The 23,922-nt window shown below is 71.0% G+C and carries 21 protein-coding genes; 17 read left to right on the top strand and 4 right to left on the bottom strand.

Features of this window, described 5'->3' with window-relative positions; genetic code table 11:
• Positions 1-55: 55 nt before the first annotated feature.
• Both thrS and BSL84_RS06480 read left to right on the top strand, forming a co-directional pair.
• On the top strand, positions 56-2,032 hold the full coding sequence (gene thrS, locus BSL84_RS06485) for a threonine--tRNA ligase (RefSeq protein WP_030027669.1): 1,977 nt from the start codon (positions 56-58) through the stop codon (positions 2,030-2,032).
• Positions 2,033-2,103: 71 nt separating this feature from the next.
• The gene (locus BSL84_RS06480) at positions 2,104-2,664 is read left to right on the top strand and encodes an HIT family protein (protein ID WP_030027670.1); all 561 of its coding nucleotides are present in this window, start codon (positions 2,104-2,106) and stop codon (positions 2,662-2,664) included.
• Here the strand turns inward: BSL84_RS06480 and BSL84_RS06475 are convergent, their stop codons facing one another.
• From BSL84_RS06475 to BSL84_RS06460, 4 genes are all read right to left on the bottom strand, one after another.
• A complete protein-coding gene (locus BSL84_RS06475) occupies positions 2,665-3,072 on the bottom strand; it encodes a DUF1992 domain-containing protein (protein ID WP_075969990.1) in 408 nt (135 codons plus the stop codon).
• Between the two features lie 144 nt (positions 3,073-3,216).
• A complete protein-coding gene (locus BSL84_RS06470; RefSeq protein WP_075969989.1) occupies positions 3,217-3,690 on the bottom strand; it encodes a hypothetical protein in 474 nt (157 codons plus the stop codon).
• A 106-nt stretch (positions 3,691-3,796) separates the two neighbouring features.
• Positions 3,797-5,461: a hypothetical protein gene (locus tag BSL84_RS06465; protein ID WP_030027672.1), complete on the bottom strand. Its 1,665-nt coding sequence runs from the start codon at positions 5,459-5,461 to the stop codon at positions 3,797-3,799.
• A gap of 139 nt (positions 5,462-5,600) precedes the next feature.
• A complete protein-coding gene (locus BSL84_RS06460; protein ID WP_030027673.1) occupies positions 5,601-7,796 on the bottom strand; it encodes an elongation factor G-like protein EF-G2 in 2,196 nt (731 codons plus the stop codon).
• Between the two features lie 368 nt (positions 7,797-8,164).
• Here BSL84_RS06460 and pgsA point away from each other — a divergent pair, with 368 nt between their 5' ends.
• The 15 genes from pgsA (at position 8,165) to BSL84_RS06385 (ending at position 23,843) form a co-directional block, all read left to right on the top strand.
• Positions 8,165-8,824 (top strand): phosphatidylinositol phosphate synthase, encoded by a 660-nt coding sequence (gene pgsA / locus BSL84_RS06455; protein ID WP_030027674.1) that lies wholly within the window; start codon positions 8,165-8,167, stop codon positions 8,822-8,824.
• On the top strand, positions 8,824-9,738 hold the full coding sequence (locus BSL84_RS06450) for a phosphatidylinositol mannoside acyltransferase (protein ID WP_075969988.1): 915 nt from the start codon (positions 8,824-8,826) through the stop codon (positions 9,736-9,738). Before pgsA ends, BSL84_RS06450 begins: the two co-directional genes overlap by 1 nt.
• On the top strand, positions 9,735-10,907 hold the full coding sequence (locus BSL84_RS06445; protein WP_030027676.1) for a glycosyltransferase family 4 protein: 1,173 nt from the start codon (positions 9,735-9,737) through the stop codon (positions 10,905-10,907). The genes BSL84_RS06450 and BSL84_RS06445 overlap by 4 nt, the downstream gene beginning before the upstream one ends.
• A gap of 286 nt (positions 10,908-11,193) precedes the next feature.
• The gene (locus tag BSL84_RS06440) at positions 11,194-11,736 is read left to right on the top strand and encodes a membrane protein (RefSeq protein WP_030034543.1); all 543 of its coding nucleotides are present in this window, start codon (positions 11,194-11,196) and stop codon (positions 11,734-11,736) included.
• A 422-nt stretch (positions 11,737-12,158) separates the two neighbouring features.
• Complete coding sequence (gene pdxS / locus BSL84_RS06435; RefSeq protein ID WP_030027911.1) at positions 12,159-13,076, top strand: pyridoxal 5'-phosphate synthase lyase subunit PdxS; 918 nt, start codon at positions 12,159-12,161, stop codon at positions 13,074-13,076.
• A gap of 7 nt (positions 13,077-13,083) precedes the next feature.
• Positions 13,084-13,677, top strand: coding sequence for a pyridoxal 5'-phosphate synthase glutaminase subunit PdxT (gene pdxT, locus BSL84_RS06430; protein WP_030027909.1), 594 nt, complete (start codon positions 13,084-13,086; stop codon positions 13,675-13,677).
• A 57-nt stretch (positions 13,678-13,734) separates the two neighbouring features.
• The gene (locus tag BSL84_RS06425) at positions 13,735-14,487 is read left to right on the top strand and encodes a YebC/PmpR family DNA-binding transcriptional regulator (protein ID WP_030027908.1); all 753 of its coding nucleotides are present in this window, start codon (positions 13,735-13,737) and stop codon (positions 14,485-14,487) included.
• 210 nt (positions 14,488-14,697) lie between these two features.
• On the top strand, positions 14,698-15,228 hold the full coding sequence (ruvC, locus tag BSL84_RS06420) for a crossover junction endodeoxyribonuclease RuvC (protein WP_030027906.1): 531 nt from the start codon (positions 14,698-14,700) through the stop codon (positions 15,226-15,228).
• Positions 15,225-15,848, top strand: coding sequence for a Holliday junction branch migration protein RuvA (gene ruvA, locus BSL84_RS06415; RefSeq protein ID WP_030027905.1), 624 nt, complete (start codon positions 15,225-15,227; stop codon positions 15,846-15,848). The genes ruvC and ruvA overlap by 4 nt, the downstream gene beginning before the upstream one ends.
• 105 nt (positions 15,849-15,953) lie before the next feature.
• Positions 15,954-17,015: a Holliday junction branch migration DNA helicase RuvB gene (ruvB, locus tag BSL84_RS06410; RefSeq protein ID WP_030027904.1), complete on the top strand. Its 1,062-nt coding sequence runs from the start codon at positions 15,954-15,956 to the stop codon at positions 17,013-17,015.
• Positions 17,016-17,180: 165 nt separating this feature from the next.
• Positions 17,181-17,648 (top strand): preprotein translocase subunit YajC, encoded by a 468-nt coding sequence (gene yajC, locus BSL84_RS06405; RefSeq protein WP_030027903.1) that lies wholly within the window; start codon positions 17,181-17,183, stop codon positions 17,646-17,648.
• A gap of 153 nt (positions 17,649-17,801) precedes the next feature.
• On the top strand, positions 17,802-19,583 hold the full coding sequence (gene secD / locus BSL84_RS06400) for a protein translocase subunit SecD (RefSeq protein WP_045322082.1): 1,782 nt from the start codon (positions 17,802-17,804) through the stop codon (positions 19,581-19,583).
• Positions 19,584-19,586: 3 nt separating this feature from the next.
• A complete protein-coding gene (gene secF / locus BSL84_RS06395; protein ID WP_075969987.1) occupies positions 19,587-20,648 on the top strand; it encodes a protein translocase subunit SecF in 1,062 nt (353 codons plus the stop codon).
• Positions 20,645-21,199 (top strand): adenine phosphoribosyltransferase, encoded by a 555-nt coding sequence (locus BSL84_RS06390; protein WP_037661562.1) that lies wholly within the window; start codon positions 20,645-20,647, stop codon positions 21,197-21,199. The genes secF and BSL84_RS06390 overlap by 4 nt, the downstream gene beginning before the upstream one ends.
• Positions 21,200-21,392: 193 nt before the next feature.
• Positions 21,393-23,843, top strand: a complete 2,451-nt coding sequence (locus BSL84_RS06385; protein WP_045322080.1) for a RelA/SpoT family protein — start codon at positions 21,393-21,395, stop codon at positions 23,841-23,843.
• Positions 23,844-23,922: the final 79 nt, after the last annotated feature.

The following is a 23,922-nucleotide window of genomic DNA, read 5'->3' as shown; positions in this document are numbered from 1 at the left end:
GTACGATTCAGGCGCGCAGCGTTCGCTCGCGCACCCCCTGAGTCAGGAGAGACCGGTGTCAGACGTCCGTGTGATCATCCAACGCGATTCCGAGCGGGACGAGCGCGTGGTGGCCACGGGCACTACGGCGGCGGAGCTCTTCGCCGGCGAGCGCACCATCGTCGCCGCCCGCGTCGCGGGCGAGCTCAAGGACCTCAGCTACGAGGTGCGGGACGGCGAGACCGTCGAGCCGGTGGAGATCTCCTCCGAGGACGGCCTGAACATCCTGCGCCACTCGACCGCGCACGTCATGGCGCAGGCCGTGCAGGAGCTGTTCCCCGAGGCCAAGCTCGGCATCGGCCCGCCGGTCCGCGACGGCTTCTACTACGACTTCGACGTGGCCCGGCCCTTCACCCCGGAGGACCTGAAGGCCGTAGAGAAGAAGATGCAGGAGATCCAGAAGCGCGGCCAGCGCTTCTCCCGCCGCGTCGTCACCGACGAGGCGGCGCGCGAGGAGCTCGCGGACGAGCCGTACAAGCTGGAGCTCATCGGCATCAAGGGCTCCGCGTCCACCGACGACGGTGCGAACGTCGAGGTGGGCGGCGGCGAGCTGACCATCTACGACAACCTGGACGCCAAGACCGGTGAGCTGTGCTGGAAGGACCTCTGCCGCGGTCCCCACCTGCCCACCACCCGCAACATCCCGGCGTTCAAGCTCATGCGCAACGCGGCCGCGTACTGGCGCGGCAGCGAGAAGAACCCGATGCTCCAGCGCATCTACGGCACCGCCTGGCCGTCGAAGGAGGAGCTGAAGGCCCACCTCGACTTCCTCGCCGAGGCCGAGAAGCGCGACCACCGCAAGCTCGGCAACGAGCTCGACCTCTTCTCCGTCCCGGACGAGATCGGCTCCGGCCTCGCCGTCTTCCACCCGCGCGGCGGCATCATCCGCCGCACCATGGAGGACTACTCGCGCCGCCGGCACGAGGAGGAGGGCTACGAGTTCGTCTACTCGCCGCACGCCACCAAGGGCGCGCTCTTCGAGAAGAGCGGCCACCTGGACTGGTACGCGGAGGGTATGTACCCCCCCATGCAGCTCGACGGTGGTACCGACTACTACCTCAAGCCCATGAACTGCCCGATGCACAACCTGATCTTCGACGCGCGCGGCCGCTCCTACCGCGAACTCCCGCTGCGCCTGTTCGAGTTCGGCACCGTGTACCGGTACGAGAAGTCCGGCGTCGTGCACGGCCTGACCCGCGCCCGCGGCTTCACCCAGGACGACGCGCACATCTACTGCACCCGTGAGCAGATGGCGGAGGAGCTCGACCGCACGCTCACCTTCGTGCTGAACCTGCTGCGCGACTACGGTCTGACCGACTTCTACCTGGAGCTGTCCACCAAGGACCCGGAGAAGTTCGTCGGCTCGGACGAGGTCTGGGAGGAGGCCACCGCCGTCCTCCAGCAGGTCGCCGAGAAGCAGGGCCTCCCGCTGACCCCCGACCCGGGCGGCGCGGCCTTCTACGGCCCGAAGATCTCCGTCCAGTGCCGTGACGCGATCGGCCGTACCTGGCAGATGTCGACCGTGCAGCTGGACTTCAACCTGCCGGAGCGCTTCAACCTGGAGTACACCGCCCCGGACGGCTCCCGCCAGCGGCCGGTCATGATCCACCGCGCGCTGTTCGGATCGATCGAGCGGTTCTTCGCCGTGCTGCTGGAGCACTACGCGGGCGCCATGCCGCCGTGGCTGGCCCCGGTCCAGGCCGTCGGCATCCCGATCGGCGACGGGCACGTGGAGTACCTGCAGGAGTTCGCCGCGGCGGCGAAGAAGCAGGGCCTGCGGGTGGAGGTGGACGCCTCCTCCGACCGCATGCAGAAGAAGATCCGCAACCACCAGAAGCTCAAGGTGCCGTTCATGATCATCGTCGGTGACGAGGACATGGCGGCGGGCACGGTCTCCTTCCGCTACCGCGACGGTTCGCAGGAGAACGGCATCCCGAAGGACGAGGCGCTCGCCAAGCTGGCGAAGGTCGTCGCGGACCGCGTCCAGGTCTGATCCGCACGGTGCGGGCCCCCGGAAAGTGATCACTTTCCGGGGGCCTTCCTCGTCCGCCCGGGCAAGGTCATATGCTGCATGGCATGACGACTGAGCCGGAGCAGCAGATCGGGGTGGGCACGCAGGACGCGTTCCAGCGTCTGTGGACGCCCCACCGGATGGCCTACATCCAAGGGGAGAACAAGCCGACCGGCCCGGAGGCCGGGGACGGCTGTCCCTTCTGCGGTATTCCGGAGATGTCCGACCAGGACGGTCTGGTGGTGGCGCGGGGCGAGCACGTCTACGCCGTGCTGAACCTCTACCCGTACAACGGCGGCCACCTGATGGTCGTCCCCTACCGCCACGTCGCCGACTACACCGAGCTCGACGCCCCGGAGACGGCCGAGCTGGCCGACCTCACGAAGCGCGCGATGACGGCGCTCCGCAAGGCCTCGGGGGCGCACGGCTTCAACATCGGCATGAACCAGGGCGCGGCGGCCGGCGCGGGCATCGCCGCACACCTGCACCAGCACATCGTGCCCCGCTGGGGCGGGGACACGAACTTCATGCCGGTGGTCGGGCACACCAAGGTGCTGCCCCAACTCCTGGCGGACACCCGCCAGATGCTCGCCGACGCCTGGCCGGTCGGCTGATCAGCCGCTGTCCGGGTGTGACGCGCGCCAGGTGCCCAGCACCTCGTCGACGTCGAAGTCGGCCAGGCGCAGGGGCGGCCCCGGCGGCGGCATGCGCAGGGCCGCGCGGATCTTCTCGTTGATCTCCGTGAGGACCGCCCTGGCCCGCTGCTCGGTCCGTGCCGAGAGGGCCGCCTCCAGGGCGTCCTCGGCCTCCTTGCGCAGCGCGAGGGCGGGGGGCAGGACGGCGAAGCCCTCGCGGTGCATCTTCTCCTTGACCCACCACAGGTCGTCGTAGGGCGCGTCGAGCGAGGCCAGCGGCTTGCCGAAGCCCGGCAGCTCCGCGAAGTCCCCGCGTGCGGTGGCCTGCCTGATCTGCCGGTCGACGAAGGACTCGAAGTCCACGCCCGGCGGTTTGCGCTCGGTCACGGTCGCCTCCTCGGCCCGTCTCCTCGTCCCTCCACCCTAGCCAGCCGCCCCCAGCACCCGCACACAACGTCCCGCCCCGGCGGGCAGGTCCCGACTTGCCCTGCCGCCTCCGCGAGGCAGGTGGCAGGGGTCGGCCTTGCGGGTCTATGACTTGTCGGGGCAGTCGGCCTCGGTCCAGGTCGCGACCAGGTCCTGGCAGACGATCGTGAGGGAGCCGTTCCAGAACGCGATCTCGTGGCTGCAGCCGTTCTGGTGCGGCAAGATCTCGTCCAGGATCACGGTCCCGAGGTCTGCCCAGTCGTTGCTGTCGACGCCTCCGGTATCGAACCCGGAGACGCCTGCGTAGCGGATGACCAGGTCTTCGTCGTGCTTCCAGCAGTTGTGCCGGAACCGGATCTCCACCTGCCGGTCGTCAGCTCCCGCAGTGCGGATGCGCTGGACCTCCAGATCCTTCACGCATCGCTTGCTGTGGAAGTCGTAGTGCTGCGGAGCAGTCGCGAAGCCTCTGGCTCCGGCGGGCAGATCGTCAGCCAGCGAGGGCAGACGTTCCAGGTACCGATCAGGGGATACGACTCCCGACAGGTTGCCGACCCGCGCATCCAGGTTGACGTACTCCATCGTCTTTCCCCACCGCTCGTGGCTCCGTATGCCAACGAATCGTCGCACGACCACCACACTGTCAGCCGCGACCCCGTGGGCGGCCGGCGTACCCGGCGGACGAGCCCTACGCGTCGTACACGTCGGCCTTGCGGGGTGCCGGCTCCTGGATGAGGCCGCTCATGATCGAGGAGCGGTTGGTGAAGCGTTCGGTGTCCACGCCGTTCTCCTCCAGGACCTTGAAGGTCGCCGTGTGGATCGACCGCAGGACCGGGGCCACCGTGCGCAGGGCGTCGTCGGCCATGAAGCGGTGGCGCCACATCGAGCTGGCCCACACGTGGCGCAGGCCGAACGGCTCGGGCAGGACCAGCTTGCCGCCGAAGAAGTCGAGGACCGGTGGGTACCAGGTCAGCGGCGCCCGTACGGCGAGGCGCACCACCTCCTGGGTGTCCACCAGAGCCAGCGGCTTCTCCACGGTCTCCCAGAAGCGGATGCTCTTGGGGACCTCCACCACCGGATCCTTGGGCTTGGTGGTGAACAGGCCGTGTACGGGGCCCAGGGCGTGCGCGGTGACGTCCACGCGCAGGGTCTTGTACAGGACGGTGACGGTGACCAGCATGTTGATGATCAGCTGGCCGTCCCAGAGCGGGTACTGGATGCCCAGGTAGTGCCGGTTCCCGGAGTTGAACTGCTGCTCGTTGCAGATCCGGGTGACCTCGTGCGGCTTGACGAGGAAGGCGTCGACGTTCTCGCCTGTGGGGCGGGCCACCTCGGCGGCGCCCTCGCCGACCGGGGTGACGATCCAGTGCTGGATCGCGGCGGGCGGGAAGCCGCCGGTGTGCAGCGGGCCGCGCTCCAGCTTGCGCAGCTGGGCGTCGATCGCGCGGATGACGTCCCAGGCCCGGAAGGGGTGGATCTCCTTGGCCTCGTCCTTCGGGGCGAGCTCCTCGGCCATCTGCCAGCTGCCCCAGCGGGTGCCCATGCCGAGGATGCCCTTGGGGCCGGCGTAGAAGACCTGGTTGCTGCGGTCCTCGGCGGTGAGCTTGGCCAGCTGGTGGCGGAGGTCCTCGCGGGCCTTCTCGTCGGGGTTGCCCGGCACGGCCTCCGGGATCTTGGCGGCGACGCCGCCGCCGGACAGCAGCCCGTCCCAGCGTTCGCGCAGGTCACGGGCGGTCGACTCGCAGGTGCGGCGGGCGAGCAGCCAGCCCAGCGCGGGCGCGATGACCATGCCCCGGGCGTAGAGGCCGAGGAAACCGGTGAGCGGCAGCCTGAACATCAGGATCGTCACCACGAGGCCGACGCCCACCAGGAGCACGGTCCCCAGCCAGGACTGCCTGCCCTCCTTCGAGGCCAGGGACTTGCGGAGCTGGAAGAGCCCCAGCCACAGCAGCAGGCCGGGCAGGAACAGCACACCGCACACCAGCATGATCACCCGGAGCCTGCGGTCCCGCTCCTTGCGGATCCGGGACGCGGCCAGGCAGTGCTCCACGACCGTCTGCGGGTCGGCGCCGAAGGACTGGATGAGCGGCTTGCGGCCGGCCCCGAGGGTGCGTGCCTCGACGGCCCGGCAGAAGGCCTCGCCGAGGCTGGGTTCGAAGAGGGAGAGTTTCGGGGGCTTCACCGTGGCCGGGTGGTTCTCGCTGTTGGCCCCGAGTATCGCGTCGAGCTTGCTGTCCTTGCCGCCGTCGCGGTAGGCGGCCGAGGCGAGGGCGTTGGTCGCCGCCGTCTGCCCCCCGCCGTTCTGCAGAGGAATCTGCGCGCCGGGCCTGAAGTCGAATCCGTCGTCCGCCACCGCTGCCCCCATCGCTGTGCGTTCTGCTCTTTTGGTGCGCCGACGAGCCTATCGGCGGATCTCGCCCCACGGTCATGGGACAGGGAAATGCCGCCCACCGCAAGCGGGTTGGGTGGGCGGCACCGCTCCTGTCCCCCGACTACGTTCCCTTCTCCGCCTGTTCGCGCACCTTCTCCGCGATCTGGGGCGGCATCGGCTCGTGCCGGGCGTAGGCGCGGGCGAAGCGGCCCGTGCCGTGCGAGACCGAGCGCAGCTCGACGGCGTAGCGGCCGATCTCGATCTCGGGGATCTCGGCGCGGACCCGGGTGCGCCCGGACCCCGCCTGGTCGGTGCCGACGACGCGGCCGCGGCGGCCCGCGAGATCGCTCATGACGGGCCCGACGTACTCGTCGGGGATCAGGACGTCGAGTTCGGCGACCGGTTCGAGCAGGTCGATACGGGCCTCGGCGGCCGCCTCGCGCAGGGCGAGGGCGCCGGCCGTCTGGAAGGCGGCGTCCGAGGAGTCCACCGAGTGCGCCTTGCCGTCGAGGAGGGTGACGCGTACGTCGACCAGCGGGTAGCCCGCCGCCACCCCCCGGGCGGCCTGGCTGCGCACGCCCTTCTCCACGGACGGGATGAACTGGCGGGGCACGGAGCCGCCGACGACCTTGTCGACGAACTCGATGCCGCTGCCGGGCGGAAGCGGCTCCACCTCGATCTCGCAGATGGCGAACTGGCCGTGGCCGCCGGACTGTTTGACGTGCCGGCCGCGGCCGGCCGCCTTGGCGCCGAAGGTCTCGCGCAGGCTGACCTTGTGCGGTACGGGGTCGACCTGGACGCCGTAGCGGGTGCGCAGCCGCTCCAGGGCGACGTCCTGGTGGGCCTCGCCGAGGCTCCACAGGACGACCTGGTGCGTGTGCGGGTTCTGCTCCAGCCGCATGGTCGGGTCCTCGGCGACGAGCCGGGCCAGGCCCTGCGAGAGCTTGTCCTCGTCGGCCTTGCTGTGGGCCTCGATGGCGAGGGGCAGCAGGGGGTCGGGCATCGTCCACGGGGCCATGAGGAGCGGGTCGTCCTTGGCGGAGAGGGTGTCGCCGGTCTCCGCCCGGCTCAGCTTGGCCACGCAGGCCAGGTCGCCGGCGATGCACCGGCCGAGCACGCGCTGCTGTTTGCCGAAGGGGGCGGAGAGGGCGCCGATCCGCTCGTCGACGTCGTGGTCCTCGTGCCCGCGGTCGGCGAGGCCGTGCCCGCTGACGTGGACGGTCTCCTCCGGGTTCAGGGTGCCGGAGAAGACCCGTACGAGGGACACGCGGCCGACGTAGGGGTCGGAGGAGGTCTTGACGACCTCTGCGACCAGGGGCCCGGCGGGATCGCAGGTGACCTCGGGGCGGGCGGAGCCGTCGGGGCGGGTGACCGTGACGGCGGGGCGCTCCAGGGGCGTCGGGAAGCCGCCGGTGATCAGTTCGAGGAGTTCCACGGTGCCCAGGCCCTGACGGGCGCCGTCGGCGGCGGGCGCGGCCATCAGGACGGGGTGGAAGGTGCCGCGTGCGACGGCCCGCTCCAGGTCGTCGACGAGGGTCTTGAGGTCGATGTCCTCGCCGCCGAGGTAGCGGTCCATGAGGGTCTCGTCCTCGCTCTCGGCGATGATCCCCTCGATCAGGCGCGAGCGGGCCTCGGTGATGAGGGCCAGCTCGGCGGGGTCGGGGTCGCGTTCCACGCGCTCGCCGGAGGCGTACTCGTACACGCGCTGCGAGAGCAGGCCGAGGAGGCCGGTGACGGGGGCGTGCCCGTCCGGGCCGGCCGGGCCGTGCAGGGGGAGGTAGAGGGGGATGACCGCGTCGGGGTCGTCGGCTCCGAAGATCTCGCCGCAGACGGCGGTCATCTGCGTGTAGTCGGAGCGGGCGGCCTCCAGGTGGGTCACGACGATGGCGCGGGGCATGCCGACGGCCTCGCACTCGTCCCAGACCATGCGGGTGGCGCCGTCGATGCCGTCGGAGGCCGAGACGACGAAAAGGGCCGCGTCCGCTGCGCGCAGACCGGCCCTGAGCTCCCCGACGAAGTCGGCGTATCCGGGGGTGTCCAAGATGTTGATCTTGATCCCGTCCCACTCCACCGGGACGAGGGAGAGCTGGATGGAGCGCTGGCGACGGTGCTCGATCTCGTCGTAGTCGGAGACGGTGGCGCCGTCCTCGACCCGACCGGCCCGGTTGACCGCTCCGGCGGTCAGGGCGAGGGCTTCGACCAGCGTGGTCTTGCCGGATCCGCTGTGGCCGACCAGCACGACGTTCCGTATGGAAGAGGGGCGGTCGGCCGTCAGTGCCCTGCCGGCGGCCCCGGCTTGGTGTGATGTGGCTCCCATGGTGCTCGTGCCTCCCGGTGGTGACGGTGAGGAGGGTGGGTTCCTTGTCCCCGCGCATGAGGAATGCGCGGTTCTACGAGCTTTGCACTGCTGTCACATCGCGTCCATACGTCGTACCTGAGACGTGCCGGCGCGTACCGGGGGAGCGCCGGGGGCGCACCTGGGGCTTACCAGGGGGAGTGCCGGGGCGCACCTGGGGGCCGTGCCGGGGCCGCGACCGTGCCGCACCGGCGGCGCTCCACGGCGGGAAGCACGCCTTACGGGCGAGAACCGGTGGGTGCGCGGCGTTCCGGCGGCGGCGCGCTGGCTACGATGGGCCAGCCGGTGGCCGTTGTGGCCGTGCGGCCCAGCGACCCTCCGGGAAGGCCATGCTGAACAAGTACGCGCGTGCATTCTTCACGCGTGTTCTCACGCCATTCGCCGCATTTCTGCTCCGGCGGGGGGTGAGCCCGGACGCGGTCACCCTGATCGGCACGGCCGGAGTGGTGGCGGGCGCACTGGTCTTCTTCCCCCGCGGGGAGTTCTTCTGGGGCACCATCACCATCACCCTCTTCGTCTTCTCCGACCTCGTCGACGGGAACATGGCCCGCCAGGCCGGCATCTCCAGCCGGTGGGGCGCCTTCCTCGACTCCACCCTCGACCGGGTGGCCGACGCGGCGATCTTCGGCGGCCTCGCCCTGTGGTACGCGGGCTCCGGCAACGACAACGCGCTGTGCGCGGTCGCGATCTTCTGCCTGGCCAGCGGCCAGGTGGTCTCCTACACCAAGGCCCGAGGCGAGTCGATCGGGCTGCCCGTCGCCGTCAACGGGCTCGTCGAACGCGCCGAACGCCTGGTGATCTCGCTGGTCGCGGCCGGCCTGTCCGGACTGCAGACCTTCGGGGTGCCGTCCTGGATCGGCGTCCTGCTGCCGATCGCCCTGTGGGTGGTCGCCGCCGGCTCGCTCGTCACGCTGATCCAGCGCGTGGTCACCGTACGCCGCGAGTCCGCCGAGGCCGACGCCGCGACCGCCGAGGGCGGCGCCGCCTGATGGGTACCGCACAGGACAAGCTGGTCGACGGGCTGTACGGGCTCGGCTGGGCCGGGGTCAAGAAGCTGCCCGAGCCCGCCGCGGTGGCCCTCGGCCGGCGCATCGCGGACTTCGCGTGGAAGCGCCGCGGCAAGAGCGTGCTGCGGCTCGAATCGAACCTCGCCCGGGTCGTGCCCGACGCCGGCCCCGAGCGGCTGCGCGAGCTGTCCAAGGCCGGCATGCGCTCGTACATGCGGTACTGGATGGAGTCCTTCCGGCTGCCGACCATGGATCCGCGGCGGTTCGGCACGGACGTCGAGTTCAGGGACGAGTACATCCTGCGCGACGCCCTCGCCTCCGGGCGCGGGGTCGTCGTCGCCCTGCCGCACCTCGCCAACTGGGACCTCGCCGGGGCCTGGGCCATCGGCCACATCGGGGTCCCGTTCACCACGGTCGCCGAGCGGCTCAAGCCCGAGAGCCTCTACGACCGCTTCGTGGCCTACCGGGAGAGCCTGGGCATGGAGGTACTGCCGCACAGCGGCGGCGCCGCCTTCGGCACCCTCGCCCGGCGGCTGCGCTCCGGCGGCCTGGTCTGCCTGGTCGCGGACCGCGACCTGTCGGCCTCCGGCGTCGAGGTGGACTTCTTCGGCGCGAAGGCGCGCATGCCGGCCGGCCCGGCGCTGCTGGCCCAGCAGACGGGCGCCGTGCTGCTCCCGGCGACCCTGTACTACGGCGACACGCCGAAGATGTACGGCCGGATCCACCCCGAGGTGGAGGTCCCCAAGGCAGGGACCCGGACCGAGAAGACCACCGCCATGACCCAGGCGGTGGCGGACGCCTTCGCGTGGGGCATCGCCGAGCACCCGGAGGACTGGCACATGCTGCAGCGGCTCTGGCTGGACGACCTGGAAGACCAGGGGGAGCGCACGCAGTGAAGATCGGCATCGTGTGCCCGTACTCGTGGGACGTGCCGGGCGGCGTCCAGTTCCACATCCGAGACCTCGCCGAGCACCTGATCGGCCTCGGCCACGAGGTGTCCGTACTGGCCCCGGCCGACGACGAGACCCCGCTGCCCCCGTACGTGGTCTCCGCCGGGCGGGCCGTGCCGGTCCCGTACAACGGGTCCGTGGCCCGGCTGAACTTCGGATTCCTGTCCGCGGCCCGGGTCCGGCGCTGGCTGCACGACGGCACCTTCGACGTGATCCACATCCACGAGCCGGCCTCGCCCTCGCTGGGACTGCTGTCCTGCTGGGCGGCGCAGGGGCCCATCGTGGCCACCTTCCACACCTCGAACCCGCGCTCCCGGGCCATGATCGCCGCGTACCCGATCCTGCAGCCCGCCCTGGAGAAGATCAGCGCGCGGATCGCGGTGAGCGAGTACGCGCGGCGCACGCTGGTGGAGCACCTGGGCGGGGACGCCGTCGTGATCCCGAACGGCGTGGACGTGGACTTCTTCCAGAAGGCCGAGCCCAAGGCGGAATGGGGCGGCGGGACGCTCGGCTTCATCGGCCGCATCGACGAGCCGCGCAAGGGCCTGCCGGTGCTCATGGCGGCCTTCCCGAAGATCGTCGAGGCGTGCCCGGACGTACGGCTGCTGGTCGCGGGCCGCGGCGACGAGGAGGAGGCGGTGGCGACGCTGCCCGCCGGGATCCGCTCGCGGGTGGAGTTCCTCGGCATGGTCTCGGACGAGGACAAGGCCCGCCTGCTGCGCAGCGTCGACGTCTACGTGGCCCCCAACACGGGCGGCGAGAGCTTCGGCATCATCCTGGTCGAGGCGCTGTCGGCGGGCGCCGCGGTGCTGGCGTCCGACCTGGACGCCTTCGCGCAGGTCCTGGACCAGGGCCGGGCCGGCGACCTCTTCGCCAACGAGAACGCGGACGCCCTGGCGGCGGGCGCGATCGCTCTGCTGCGGGACCCCGACCGCCGGGCACGGCTCAGTGCCAGCGGCTCGGCGCACGTACGCCGCTTCGACTGGTCCACCGTCGGGGCGGACATCCTGGCCGTGTACGAGACGGTCACGGACGGCGCGGCGGCCGTCGACGCCGACGAACGCGTCCCGCTCCGCACCCGCCTGGGCTTCTCCCGCGAGCCCTCGGACCCCTGACCGCCGGCCCCTCCCCAGGGAACTGAGCGGGCCACCGCCCGGCCTGCGGCCGGCGCCGACCTGGCCTGCGGCTCGCGGTAACCCGGCCTGACGGCCCGCGCCCGACCGGCTTGCCCGCTCACGCCGGCCTGGGGCGGCCCGGGCCGCCCCAGCCTGCGGCCGGCGCCACCGGCGCGCCGCATGGGCCCGTGGCCCCCGCCGGTCCGAGGCGGACGCAGCCTGTGGGCTCCGGCACGGCCAGGGGCGATGGGGGTCGGGCGCCGGTGGAGCGGTAGGGTCGCGCAGCGTGATCGAAACCCTTGTCTGGATCGCCCTGGCCCTGGCTGTCATCGGCGTCTACCTCAGCTGGACCGCCGGCCGGCTGGACCGGCTGCACTCGCGGATGGACGCCGCACGTGCCGCGCTCGACGCGCAGCTCGTCCGGCGGGCCTCGGTGGCGCTGGAAGTGGCCACCTCCGGCGCGCTCGACCCCGCCTCCTCCCTCGTGCTGTACGAGGCCGCGCACGCCGCCCGGCAGGCCGAGGAGGACCACCGCGAGGTCGCCGAGAGCGAGCTGAGCCAGGCGCTGCGCGCGGTCTTCGCCGACGCGGACCAGGTCGAGGTGCTGAAGGCCGCTCCCGGCGGGGCGCAGGCCACCGAGGAGCTCGCGGCGGCCGTACGCCGGGTGCCGATGGCCCGCCGCTTCCACAACGACGCCGTACGGGCCGCCCGCGCGCTGCGCCGCCACCGCAAGGTCCGGTGGTTCAGACTGGCCGGACACGCGCCGTTCCCGCTGGCCTTCGAAATGGACGACGAGCCCCCGGCGGATCTTGCCGACCGGCCCACCTGAGGGGCCGATCCCGTGTCCTAAGGGTGTAGTCGAAGTGGCGTCGGCCGCCCGTGAGGGGCGAGCGTGCGTGCCGGGCCCCGCCACCCAGACGGGGCTTTGACGACCCCCTAGGGCCTGTATCGAGTTGCCCCGCGGCGTCGCGACGCCCGGCACGCACCCTCGGCGCACGAGCCGAATGCCCTGGTAGCTCCGCTACGAGGACATTCGTCCCGCACGCCGAGGGCACGCACCGAACGCCGCTACGCCGAGGGCACGCACCGAACGCCGCTCCTTGCTCCACGGGGCAACTCGATACAGGCCCTAGGGCCACGAGGGACAAATGAAAGAGCCACTGGCTCCACATTGGCCCTTGTAGTGGACTGATCCCTTGGGGTTTCCTCGGCGGGAGCAGTACCCGTCTTCCTTTCGAGTGAGGTCAATCCGTGAGCACGCTTCCCACCTCCCCCCAGTCCGCCGAGTCGGCGATCGGCACCTCGCGCGTCAAGCGCGGCATGGCCGAGCAGCTCAAGGGCGGCGTGATCATGGACGTGGTCAACGCCGAGCAGGCGAAGATCGCCGAGGACGCCGGCGCGGTGGCCGTCATGGCCCTGGAGCGGGTCCCGGCCGACATCCGCAAGGACGGCGGCGTCGCGCGCATGTCCGACCCGAACATGATCGAAGAGATCATCGAGGCCGTGTCCATCCCCGTGATGGCCAAGTCCCGCATCGGCCACTTCGTCGAGGCCCAGGTCCTGCAGTCCCTCGGCGTCGACTACATCGACGAGTCCGAGGTCCTGACCCCGGCCGACGAGGTCAACCACTCCGACAAGTGGGCGTTCACCACCCCCTTCGTCTGCGGCGCCACCAACCTGGGCGAGGCCCTGCGCCGCATCGCCGAGGGCGCGGCCATGATCCGCTCGAAGGGCGAGGCCGGCACCGGCAACGTCGTCGAGGCCGTCCGCCACCTGCGCCAGATCAAGAACGAGATCGCCAAGCTGCGCGGCTTCGACAACAACGAGCTGTACGCCGCCGCCAAGGAGCTGCGCGCCCCGTACGAGCTCGTCAAGGAGGTCGCCGAGCTCGGCAAGCTCCCCGTGGTGCTGTTCTCCGCCGGTGGTGTCGCCACCCCCGCCGACGCCGCGCTGATGCGCCAGCTGGGCGCCGAGGGCGTCTTCGTCGGCTCCGGCATCTTCAAGTCGGGCGACCCGGCCAAGCGCGCCGCCGCCATCGTGAAGGCCACCACCTTCTTCGACGACCCGAAGATCATCGCGGACGCCTCCCGCAACCTGGGCGAGGCCATGGTCGGCATCAACTGCGACACCCTCCCCGAGACCGAGCGCTACGCCAACCGCGGCTGGTAGTACCGACATGACGAACACCCCCGTGATCGGTGTCCTGGCACTCCAGGGCGACGTACGGGAGCACCTGATCGCCCTGGCCGCGGCGGACGCCGTGGCCAGGCCGGTCCGGCGCCCCGAGGAGCTCGCCGAGGTCGACGCCCTGGTGATCCCCGGCGGCGAGTCCACGACGATGTCGAAGCTCGCCGTGCTCTTCGGCATGCTGGAGCCGCTGCGCGAGCGCGTCGCGGCGGGCATGCCGGTGTACGGCACCTGCGCCGGCATGATCATGCTCGCGGACAAGCTCCTCGACGGCCGGGAGGACCAGGAGACCCTGGGCGGCATCGACATGATCGTGCGCCGCAACGCCTTCGGACGCCAGAACGAGTCCTTCGAAGCGAAGATCGACTTCGCGGGCATCGAGGGCGGCCCGGTCGAGGGCGTCTTCATCCGCGCCCCGTGGGTCGAGTCCGTCGGCGGCGCCGCCGAGGTGCTCGCCACCTACGACGGACACACCGTCGCCGTACGCCAGGGCAACGTCCTGGCGACCTCGTTCCACCCCGAACTGACCGGCGACGACCGCGTCCACGCGTACTTCGTCGAGATGGTGCGCGCCGGGCTGTGATGAGCTCCCGGTAGGATCGGAGACGAACACTGTTGGTTACGCGAAGGAGACAGGCGGATGTCCGGCCACTCTAAATGGGCTACGACGAAGCACAAGAAGGCCGTGATCGATGCCAAGCGCGGCAAGCTCTTCGCGAAGCTGATCAAGAACATCGAGGTCGCGGCCCGTATGGGCGGCGCCGACATCGACGGCAACCCGACGCTCTTCGACGCGGTCCAGAAGGCCAAGAAGCAGTCGGTCCCCAACAAGAACATCGACTCCGCGGTCAAGCGCGGCGGCGGCCTGGAGGCCGGCGGCGCCGACTACGAGACGATCATGTACGAGGGCTACGGTCCGAACGGCGTCGCGGTGCTCATCGAGTGCCTCACCGACAACCGCAACCGCGCCGCCTCCGACGTCCGCGTCGCCATGACCCGCAACGGCGGCTCCATGGCCGACCCGGGCTCGGTCTCGTACCTGTTCAACCGCAAGGGCGTCATCATCCTGCCCAAGGCCGAGCTGACCGAGGACGACGTCCTCGGCGCGGTCCTGGAGGCCGGTGCCGAAGAGGTCAACGACAACGGCGACACCTTCGAGATCATCAGCGAGGCCACCGACCTGGTCGCGGTCCGCACCGCGCTCCAGGAAGCCGGCATCGACTACGACTCGGCGGACTCCAGCTTCGTCCCGACCATGCAGGTCGAGCTCGACGAAGAGGGCGCCCGCAAGATCTTCAAGCTGATCGACGCGCTGGAGGACAGCGACGACGTCCAGAACGTCTTCGCCAACTTCGACGTCTCGGACGAGGTCATGGAGAAGGTCGACGCGTAACGCAGCCGCGAGCTCGGCGTCTTCGGCGGGCCGGTGGGACACACGTCCTACCGGCCCGCCGCTTTGTCAGTGCCACCCGATAGCCTGATTCCTCGATGTCAGTGATCGCCATGCGGGGCCGCGACCATCAGCCGGGGCACCCATGCAGCGACACAGAGACCAGCCACGTCCGCGAGAGCGGCGCCGGCTCAGGCGCAAAGGGGGAGCGCGGTGCGGGTGCTCGGCGTGGACCCGGGGCTGACGCGATGCGGTGTCGGCGTCGTCGAAGGCGTGGCCGGCCGCCCCCTCACCATGCTCGGAGTGGGAGTCGTACGGACGCCCGCGGACGCGGAGCTGGGAGACCGGCTCGTCGCCGTCGAGCGGGGCATCGAGGAATGGCTCGACACGCACCGGCCCGAGGTCGTCGCCGTGGAGCGGGTCTTCAGCCAGCACAACGTCAGCACGGTGATGGGCACCGCCCAGGCGAGCGCCGTCGCCATGCTGTGCGCCGCCCGCCGCGGGATACCGGTCGCCCTGCACACCCCGAGCGAGGTCAAGGCCGCCGTCACCGGCAGCGGCCGGGCCGACAAGGCCCAGGTCGGCGCGATGGTCACCCGCCTGCTGCGGCTGGCCGAGCCGCCCAGGCCGGCCGACGCCGCCGACGCCCTCGCCCTCGCCATCTGCCACATCTGGCGGGCCCCCGCCCACAACCGCCTCCAGCGGGCGGTCGCCCAGCACGCCTCGAAAGGCCGTACCCGATGATCGCCTTCGTCAGCGGCGAGGTCGCCGCGCTCACCCCCACCCTCGCCGTGATCGAGGTCGGGGGAGTGGGCATGGCCGTGCACTGCACGCCGAACACCATCGCCGGCCTGCGGACGGGCGAGCACGCCAGGCTGGCCACGTCCCTGGTCGTCCGGGAGGACTCGCTGACGCTGTACGGCTTCGCCGACGACGACGAGCGCCAGGTCTTCGAGCTCCTCCAGACCGCGAGCGGCGTCGGACCGCGCGTCGCGCAGGCCATGCTCGGCGTGCACAGCCCGGACGCCCTGCGCGCGGCCTTCGCCGCCGGCGACGCCAAGGCCCTCACGGCGGTGCCCGGCATCGGGCCGAAGGGCGCACAGAAGCTGCTGCTGGAGCTCAAGGGCAAGCTGGGCGCCCCCGCCCCGGTGGTCGGGGCGCAGCGCGCGGTCGCCTCGGGGCCCGCCCCCTGGACCGAGCAGCTCTCCGCCGCCCTGATCGGCCTCGGCTACGCCTCGCGGGAGGCCGACGAGGCCGTCGAGGCGGTGACCCCGCAGGCGGAGGCGGCCATCGCCGCCGGCGGCTCGGCCCCCGTACCGCAGCTGCTGCGCGCCGCCCTGCAGTCCCTCAACCGCGCCCGCTGACGCCGTTGCCGCTGACGCCGCTGCCGCCGCCGTCGCGCGGGACCGGCGTGGCCGCGGCGGGCCCGGATCGACCACCGCACCGACGTAGAAGGCAGACTGAACACCGTGAACTGGGACGACGAGAGCGACGAGAGGCTCGTGGCGGCCGCCGCCGACGGGGAGGACACCGCCGTCGAGGCGGCCCTGCGCCCCAAGGACCTCGGAGAGTTCGTCGGCCAGGAGAAGGTCCGCCAGCAGCTGGACCTGGTCCTGAAGGCAGCCAGGCAGCGCGGGGCCACCGCGGACCACGTCCTGCTGTCCGGCGCGCCGGGACTCGGCAAGACCACCCTCTCCATGATCATCGCGGCGGAGATGGGGGCCCCCATCCGGATCACCTCCGGCCCCGCCATCCAGCACGCCGGCGACCTCGCAGCCATCCTCTCCTCCCTTCAGGAGGGCGAGGTCCTCTTCCTCGACGAGATCCACCGCATGTCCCGGCCCGCCGAGGAGATGCTGTACATGGCCATGGAGGACTTCCGCGTCGACGTGATCGTGGGCAAGGGCCCCGGGGCCACCGCGATCCCGCTGGAGCTGCCGCCCTTCACCCTGGTCGGCGCCACCACCCGGGCCGGACTGCTGCCCCCGCCGCTGCGCGACCGCTTCGGTTTCACCGGCCACATGGAGTTCTACGCGCCCGAGGAGCTGGAGCGCGTCGTGCACCGCTCCGCCCGCCTCCTCGACGTGGAGATCGACACCGACGGCGCCGCCGAGATCGCCGGGCGTTCCCGGGGCACCCCGCGCATCGCCAACCGGCTGCTGCGCCGCGTGCGCGACTACGCCCAGGTCCGGGCCGACGGTGTGATCAACCGCGAGGTGGCCGCCACCGCCCTCCAGGTGTACGAGGTTGACGCCCGCGGGCTCGACCGACTGGATCGCGCCGTTCTGGAGGCCCTTCTGAAGCTGTTCGGCGGCGGGCCCGTCGGGCTGTCGACGCTCGCCGTGGCGGTGGGCGAGGAGCGGGAGACCGTGGAGGAGGTCGCGGAACCCTTCCTGGTCCGCGAAGGCCTGCTCGCCCGTACCCCCAGGGGGCGGGTCGCGACCCCTGCGGCATGGGCTCACCTGGGGCTTGTCGCACCTCAGCACGGCGGCGGCGGATCAACGGGACAACAGGGCTTGTTCGGGGCCTGACGGCGCGGAGGTTCGCCCCCTCAGGAACTGCGGTGCCATGCTGGGCGTTGTTCCATCGGTGCGGACTCGCCTAGACTCCGCCGATGCCGACCCTTCGGGTCGGCGTGCCCACCCCCGTAGAAAAGGCCGCCGTCCGCGTGCGGTCGTGCGAAGGATTTCCGTCCCGTGAATCTCGTGACACTCCTCCCGTTCATCGCGATCATCGCGGCGATGTTCCTGATGACCCGCTCCGCGAAGAAGAAGCAGCAGCAGGCCGCGCAGATGCGCGACCAGATGACGCCCGGCACGGGCGTCCGCACCATTGGCGGCATGTACGCCACGGTGAAGGAGATCGCCGACGACACGGTCACCCTGGAGGTGGCCCCCGGCGTCCACGCGATCTACGCGAAGAACGCCATCGGCGCCGTACTGGAGGACGCGGAGTACAACCGCATCGTCCACGGCTTCGACGAGGTGGCGAACGACACGCCGGCCGTCCCGGACGACGCGTCCTCCCTCACCGAGGCCCCGAAGACGGACCTCGGCAAGGGCGAGGACGAGGCGCCGAAGCTGGACCTGGGCAAGAAGGACGAGCCCGCGGGCGACGACGAGCCCAAGGACGGCAAGACCGACGGCGAGGCCGGCGCGAAGTAGAGCGCGGCCGGGGACCGTGCGGGCGCCTGACCGGCGTCCGGCGCGGTCCCCGTCAGTGACACTTCTGCGGGGGGCAGGGGTCCCCACCACACATTTCGTGGCCGTCCGCGCGCTGACCCGGCGCGGGGCGGTTGGACAGGGAGAAACGACAAGGTGGCAGCACCGAAGAAGGGCCGGCGGCCCACGGGGGCTCAGGGGAGGCCGGGGCGCGCCCTGGCGATCATCCTGATCGCGATGGTGGCGCTCACCGCGGGGATGTTCCTCTCCAAGCAGACGACTCCCCGGCTGGGCATCGACCTCGCCGGCGGCACGAGCATCACGCTCAAGGCCAAGAGCGAGCCCGGCAAAGAGAACGCCGTCAACGAGACCAACATGAACACGGCGGTCGGCATCATCGAGCGCCGCGTCAACGGACTCGGCGTCTCCGAGGCCGAGGTCCAGACGCAGGGACGCGACCACATCATCGTCAACATCCCCAAGGGGATGAACGAGAAGCAGGCGCGCGAGCAGGTCGGCACCACCGCCCAGCTCTACTTCCGCCCGGTCATCGCGTTCGCGGACGGAGCCCCCGCCGCCCCCGAGGGCGCCCAGAGCCCGAGCCCCTCCGCGAGCGGCTCCGAGGCGCCCAAGGCCCAGGACGGGAACAAGACCAGCCCGTCCGCCACCCCGTCGTCCAGCGCCACTTCCCAGGGCCGCGCACTCAGCGAGGGCCTCAAGGCCCCGAACGCGCCCACTCCCACGCCGTCGGCGGGCGAGTCGAAGAAGGCAGACGACAAGGCGGCGGCCCCGTCGCCCTCCGCGAGCGCCCCCGCGCCCGACCCGGCCGCCGCGGACCTGCAGGCCAAGTTCGCCGCGCTCGACTGCACCAACGAGGCGCAGCGCACGAACGTGGGCAAGGGCGTCAAGCCCACCGACCCCACGCTCGCCTGCGGCCAGCGCGGTGAGCAGTGGGGCAAGTGGATCCTCGGACCCGCCGCGGTCGAGGGCAAGGACGTCAAGAGCGCCCGGGGCGAGATCGACCCGCAGTCGGGCCAGTGGATCGTCACGATGAACTTCAACGACCACGGCGCCGACGCCTTCGCCAAGGTCACCGGTGAGCTGGCGGCCAAGCAGATGCCGCAGAACCAGTTCGCGATCGTCCTCGACGGCGACGTCATCTCCGACCCGTCCGTCAGCTCGGCGATCACCGGCGGCAACGCGCAGATCTCCGGCGGCTTCGACCAGCAGTCCGCGCAGGACCTGGGCAACATGCTCTCGTACGGCGCCCTGCCGCTGTCCTTCCAGGAGGACAGCGTCACCACCGTCACCGCCGCCCTCGGCGGCGAGCAGCTGCGGGCCGGCCTGATCGCCGGTGCGATCGGCCTCCTCCTCGTGGTCGTCTACCTGCTGGTCTACTACCGCGGCCTGGCCTTCATCGCGATCATCAGCCTCCTGGTCTCGGCGATCCTGACCTACACGATCATGGCGCTGCTCGGCAAGGGCATCGGCTTCGCGCTGAACCTGCCGGCCGTCTGCGGTGCGATCGTCGCCATCGGTATCACCGCGGACTCGTTCATCGTGTACTTCGAGCGCATCCGCGACGAGATCCGCGAGGGCCGCACCCTGCGCCCCGCAGTCGAGCGCGCCTGGCCGCGCGCCCGCCGCACCATCCTGGTCTCCGACTTCGTGTCGTTCCTCGCCGCAGCGGTGCTGTTCATCGTCACCGTCGGCAAGGTGCAGGGCTTCGCCTTCACCCTGGGTCTGACCACCCTGCTCGACGTGGTCGTGGTGTTCCTCTTCACCAAGCCCGTCATGACACTGCTGGCGCGCACGAAGTTCTTCGCCAGCGGCCACCCGTGGTCCGGGCTCGACCCGAAGCGGCTGGGGGCCAAGCCCCCGCTGCGCAGCTCCCGGCGTACCGCCGCACCCGCCCCCGTCGAAGCAAAGGAGGCGTGAGAGATGTCGAAGCTGGGAGATCTCGGCGCCAAGCTGTACCGCGGTGAGGTCGGCTACGACTTCGTCGGCAAGCGCTTTCTCTGGTACGGCGTTTCCATCCTGATCACCATCACGGCGATCGTCGCCCTGGCCGTCCAGGGCCTCAACATGGGCATCGAGTTCAAGGGCGGAGCGGTCTTCACCACCCCGAAGACGGCCGTCTCGGTCACAGGCGTCACGGAGGCCGCGGAGAAGGCCTCCGGCCACGACGCGATCGTCCAGGAACTCGGCACCGGCGGCATGCGCATCCAGATCTCCGGTCTGGACACCGCCGCCGCGACCGACGTGAAGAAGGAACTGGCCACCGACCTCAAGGTCACCGAGGCCGACATCAACGCCGACCTGGTCGGCCCCAGCTGGGGCGAGCAGATCGCGAACAAGGCCTGGACCGGCCTCGGCGTCTTCATGGTCCTCGTGGTGATCTACCTCGCCATCGCCTTCGAATGGCGCATGGCCGTCGCCGCGCTGATCGCCCTGATCCACGACCTCACCATCACCGTCGGCGTGTACGCGCTCGTCGGCTTCGAGGTCACCCCGGGCACCGTCATCGGCCTGCTGACCATCCTCGGCTACTCCCTCTACGACACCGTCGTCGTCTTCGACGGTCTGAAGGAGGGCTCGAAGGACATCACCAAGCAGACCCGCTACACCTTCAGCGAGATCGCCAACCGCAGCATCAACGGCACCCTGGTCCGCTCGATCAACACCACGGTCGTGGCGCTGCTCCCGGTCGCCGCCCTGCTGTTCATCGGCGGCGGCTTCCTGGGCGCGGGCATGCTGAACGACATCTCGCTGTCGCTGTTCGTCGGCCTCGCGGCCGGTGCGTACTCCTCGATCTTCATCGCGACGCCGCTGGTCGTGGACCTCAAGGAGCGCGAGCCGGCGATGAAGGCGCTGAAGAAGCGGGTGCTCGCCAAGCGCGCCGCGGCCGCTGCCAAGGGCGAGACCGCGGACGACGTCCGCGACTCCGGCGACGAGCCGCAGGTGGTCTCGCAGGGCCGCCAGCAGCCGGGACGGCGGCGTTGACCGCTCAGCTGTCCGACGTCGTACGGACCCTCCTGCTCAGCCGCATCAAGGACGTGGCGGACTATCCGAAGCCGGGCGTGATGTTCAAGGACATCACCCCGCTGCTGGCGGACCCCGAGGCGTTCGGCGCGCTCACCGGCGCGCTGGTGGAGCTGGCCGGGCAGTACGGGGCGACGAAGATCGTCGGGCTGGAGGCGCGCGGGTTCATCCTCGCGGCACCGGTGGCGGTGCAGGCCGGGATCGGCTTCGTGCCGGTCCGCAAGGCCGGCAAGCTGCCGGGAGCGACGCTCGCGCAGTCGTACGAGCTGGAGTACGGCACGGCCGAGATCGAGGTGCACGCCGAGGACCTGGCCACCGGTGACCGGGTCATGGTCATCGACGACGTACTGGCCACCGGCGGCACGGCGGAGGCCTCCCTCTCGCTGATCCGGCGGGCCGGCGCGGAGGTGGCCGGCGTGGCGGTCCTGATGGAGCTGTCGTTCCTGCCGGGCCGGGCCAAGCTGGCCGGGGCCCTGGCGGGGGCTCCGCTGGACGCGCTGATCGTCGTCTGACCGCGTCCTCCCCGCAGGAGACGGCGGGCATCCGGGACCTCCCGGATGCCCGCCGTCCGCGTGCGCGGGCCATGGCGGCGGCCTCGGCGAACGGGGTGACCCAACCCTCGCTACGATGGGTTGTCCGGACCGGACTCGGGCACCGGATCCTCCCCCGGACTGGCGTCCGGAGGGACCCCCGTGAGGAGCGCTCTTGCCAGACGAGGTCCAGCCAATCTCCGCCGCGCAGCCCGACCCGCAGGCCGAGCAGGCCACGGCGGCCGCCGCCACGCCCGCGCCGGCCCCGCCGGCCAAGCCCGCCCCCAAGCCGGCGCCGGTCAAGCCCGCCCCCGCGAAGTCGGCCGCGTCCTCCAACCGGGTGCGCGCCCGCCTGGCCCGCCTCGGCGTGCAGCGTTCGAACCCGTACAACCCGGTACTGGAGCCCCTGCTCCGCATAGTCCGCAGCAACGACCCGAAGATCGAGACGTCGACGCTGCGCCAGCTGGAACAGGCCTACCAGGTGGCCGAGCGCTGGCACCGCGGCCAGAAGCGCAAGAGCGGCGACCCGTACATCACCCACCCGCTCGCCGTCACGACCATCCTCGCCGAGCTCGGCATGGACCCGGCCACCCTCATGGCCGGGCTGCTCCACGACACCGTCGAGGACACCGACTACGGCCTGGAGGACCTGCGCCGCGACTTCGGCGACGCCGTGGCGCTGCTCGTCGACGGCGTCACCAAGCTCGACCGGGTGAAGTTCGGCGAGGCCGCCCAGGCCGAAACCGTCCGCAAGATGGTCGTGGCCATGGCGAAGGACCCGCGCGTCCTGGTCATCAAGCTCGCCGACCGGCTGCACAACATGCGGACGATGCGCTACCTCAAGCGGGAGAAGCAGGAGAAGAAGGCCCGCGAGACCCTGGAGATCTACGCCCCGCTGGCCCACCGGCTGGGCATGAACACCATCAAGTGGGAGCTGGAAGACCTCTCCTTCGCGATCCTCTACCCCAAGATGTACGACGAGATCGTGCGCCTGGTGGCCGAGCGGGCGCCCAAGCGCGACGAATACCTCGCCCTCGTCACGGACGAGGTCCAGGTGGACCTCAGAGCCGCCCGGATCAAGGCCACCGTCACGGGCCGCCCCAAGCACTACTACAGCGTCTACCAGAAGATGATCGTCCGCGGCCGTGACTTCGCGGAGATCTACGACCTGGTGGGCATCCGCGTCCTCGTCGACACCGTCCGCGACTGCTACGCCGCCCTCGGCACGGTGCACGCACGGTGGAACCCGGTCCCCGGCCGGTTCAAGGACTACATCGCGATGCCCAAGTTCAACATGTACCAGTCGCTCCACACGACGGTCATCGGACCCAACGGCAAGCCCGTCGAACTGCAGATCCGCACCTTCGACATGCACCGCCGCGCCGAGTACGGCATCGCCGCGCACTGGAAGTACAAGCAGCAGACCGTGGCGGGCACCTCGAAGGTCCGCACCGACGTCCCCCAGGCCGCCAAGGGCAGCGCCGGCCAGGACACCGTCAACGACATGGCGTGGCTGCGCCAGCTGCTGGACTGGCAGAAGGAGACCGAGGACCCGGGCGAGTTCCTCGACTCGCTGCGCTTCGACCTCTCCCGCAACGAGGTCTTCGTCTTCACCCCCAAGGGTGATGTCATCGCGCTGCCCGCCGGCGCCACCCCGGTGGACTTCGCGTACGCCGTCCACACCGAGGTCGGCCACCGGACGATAGGGGCCCGCGTCAACGGCCGCCTGGTGCCGCTGGAGTCGACCCTCGACAACGGCGACCTCGTCGAGGTCTTCACCTCCAAGGCCGAGGGAGCCGGCCCCTCCCGCGACTGGCTGGGATTCGTCAAGTCCCCGCGGGCCCGGAACAAGATCCGTGCCTGGTTCTCCAAGGAACGCCGAGACGAGGCCATCGAGCACGGCAAGGACGCCATCGCGCGGGCCATGCGCAAGCAGAACCTGCCGATCCAGCGCATCCTGACCGGCGACTCGCTCGTGACCCTCGCACACGAGATGCGATACCCGGACATCTCCTCCCTGTACGCGGCGATCGGCGAGGGCCACGTGGCCGCGCAGGGCGTCGTACAGAAGCTGGTGGCGGCCCTCGGCGGCGAGGAGGCCGCCAACGAGGACATCGAGGAATCGATCCCGCCGGCGCGGGCCCGCGGCAAGCGGCGCAGCAACGCCGACCCCGGTGTCGTCGTCAAGGGCGTCGACGACGTGTGGGTCAAGCTGGCCCGCTGCTGCACCCCGGTGCCGGGCGACCCGATCATCGGGTTCGTCACGCGCGGCAGCGGCGTCTCGGTCCACCGTGCGGACTGCGTCAACGTCGACTCCCTCTCCCAGCAGCCCGAAAGGATGCTGGAGGTCGAGTGGGCGCCCACCCAGTCCTCGGTCTTCCTCGTCGCCATCCAGGTCGAGGCACTGGACCGGTCCCGGCTGCTGTCGGACGTCACCCGGGTCCTCTCGGACCAGCACGTCAACATCCTGTCGGCGGCCGTCCAGACCTCTCGCGACCGGGTGGCCACCTCCCGGTTCACCTTCGAGATGGGCGACCCCAAGCACCTGGGACACGTCCTGAAGGCCGTCCGGGGCGTCGAGGGCGTCTACGACGTCTACCGCGTCACCTCGGCCCGCCGGCCGTAGCTGACGGCGGACGGCGTACGGCGGCCTGCGGGCGGACACGACTAGGGCCCCGGTACGGATTTCCGTACCGGGGCCCTCG

It is taken from the genome of Streptomyces sp. TN58 (assembly GCF_001941845.1).
Classification (GTDB): Bacteria; Actinomycetota; Actinomycetes; order Streptomycetales; family Streptomycetaceae; genus Streptomyces.
The sequence above is the reverse complement of the archived record's forward strand: the minus strand, read 5'-3'. Positions and strand labels throughout refer to the sequence as shown.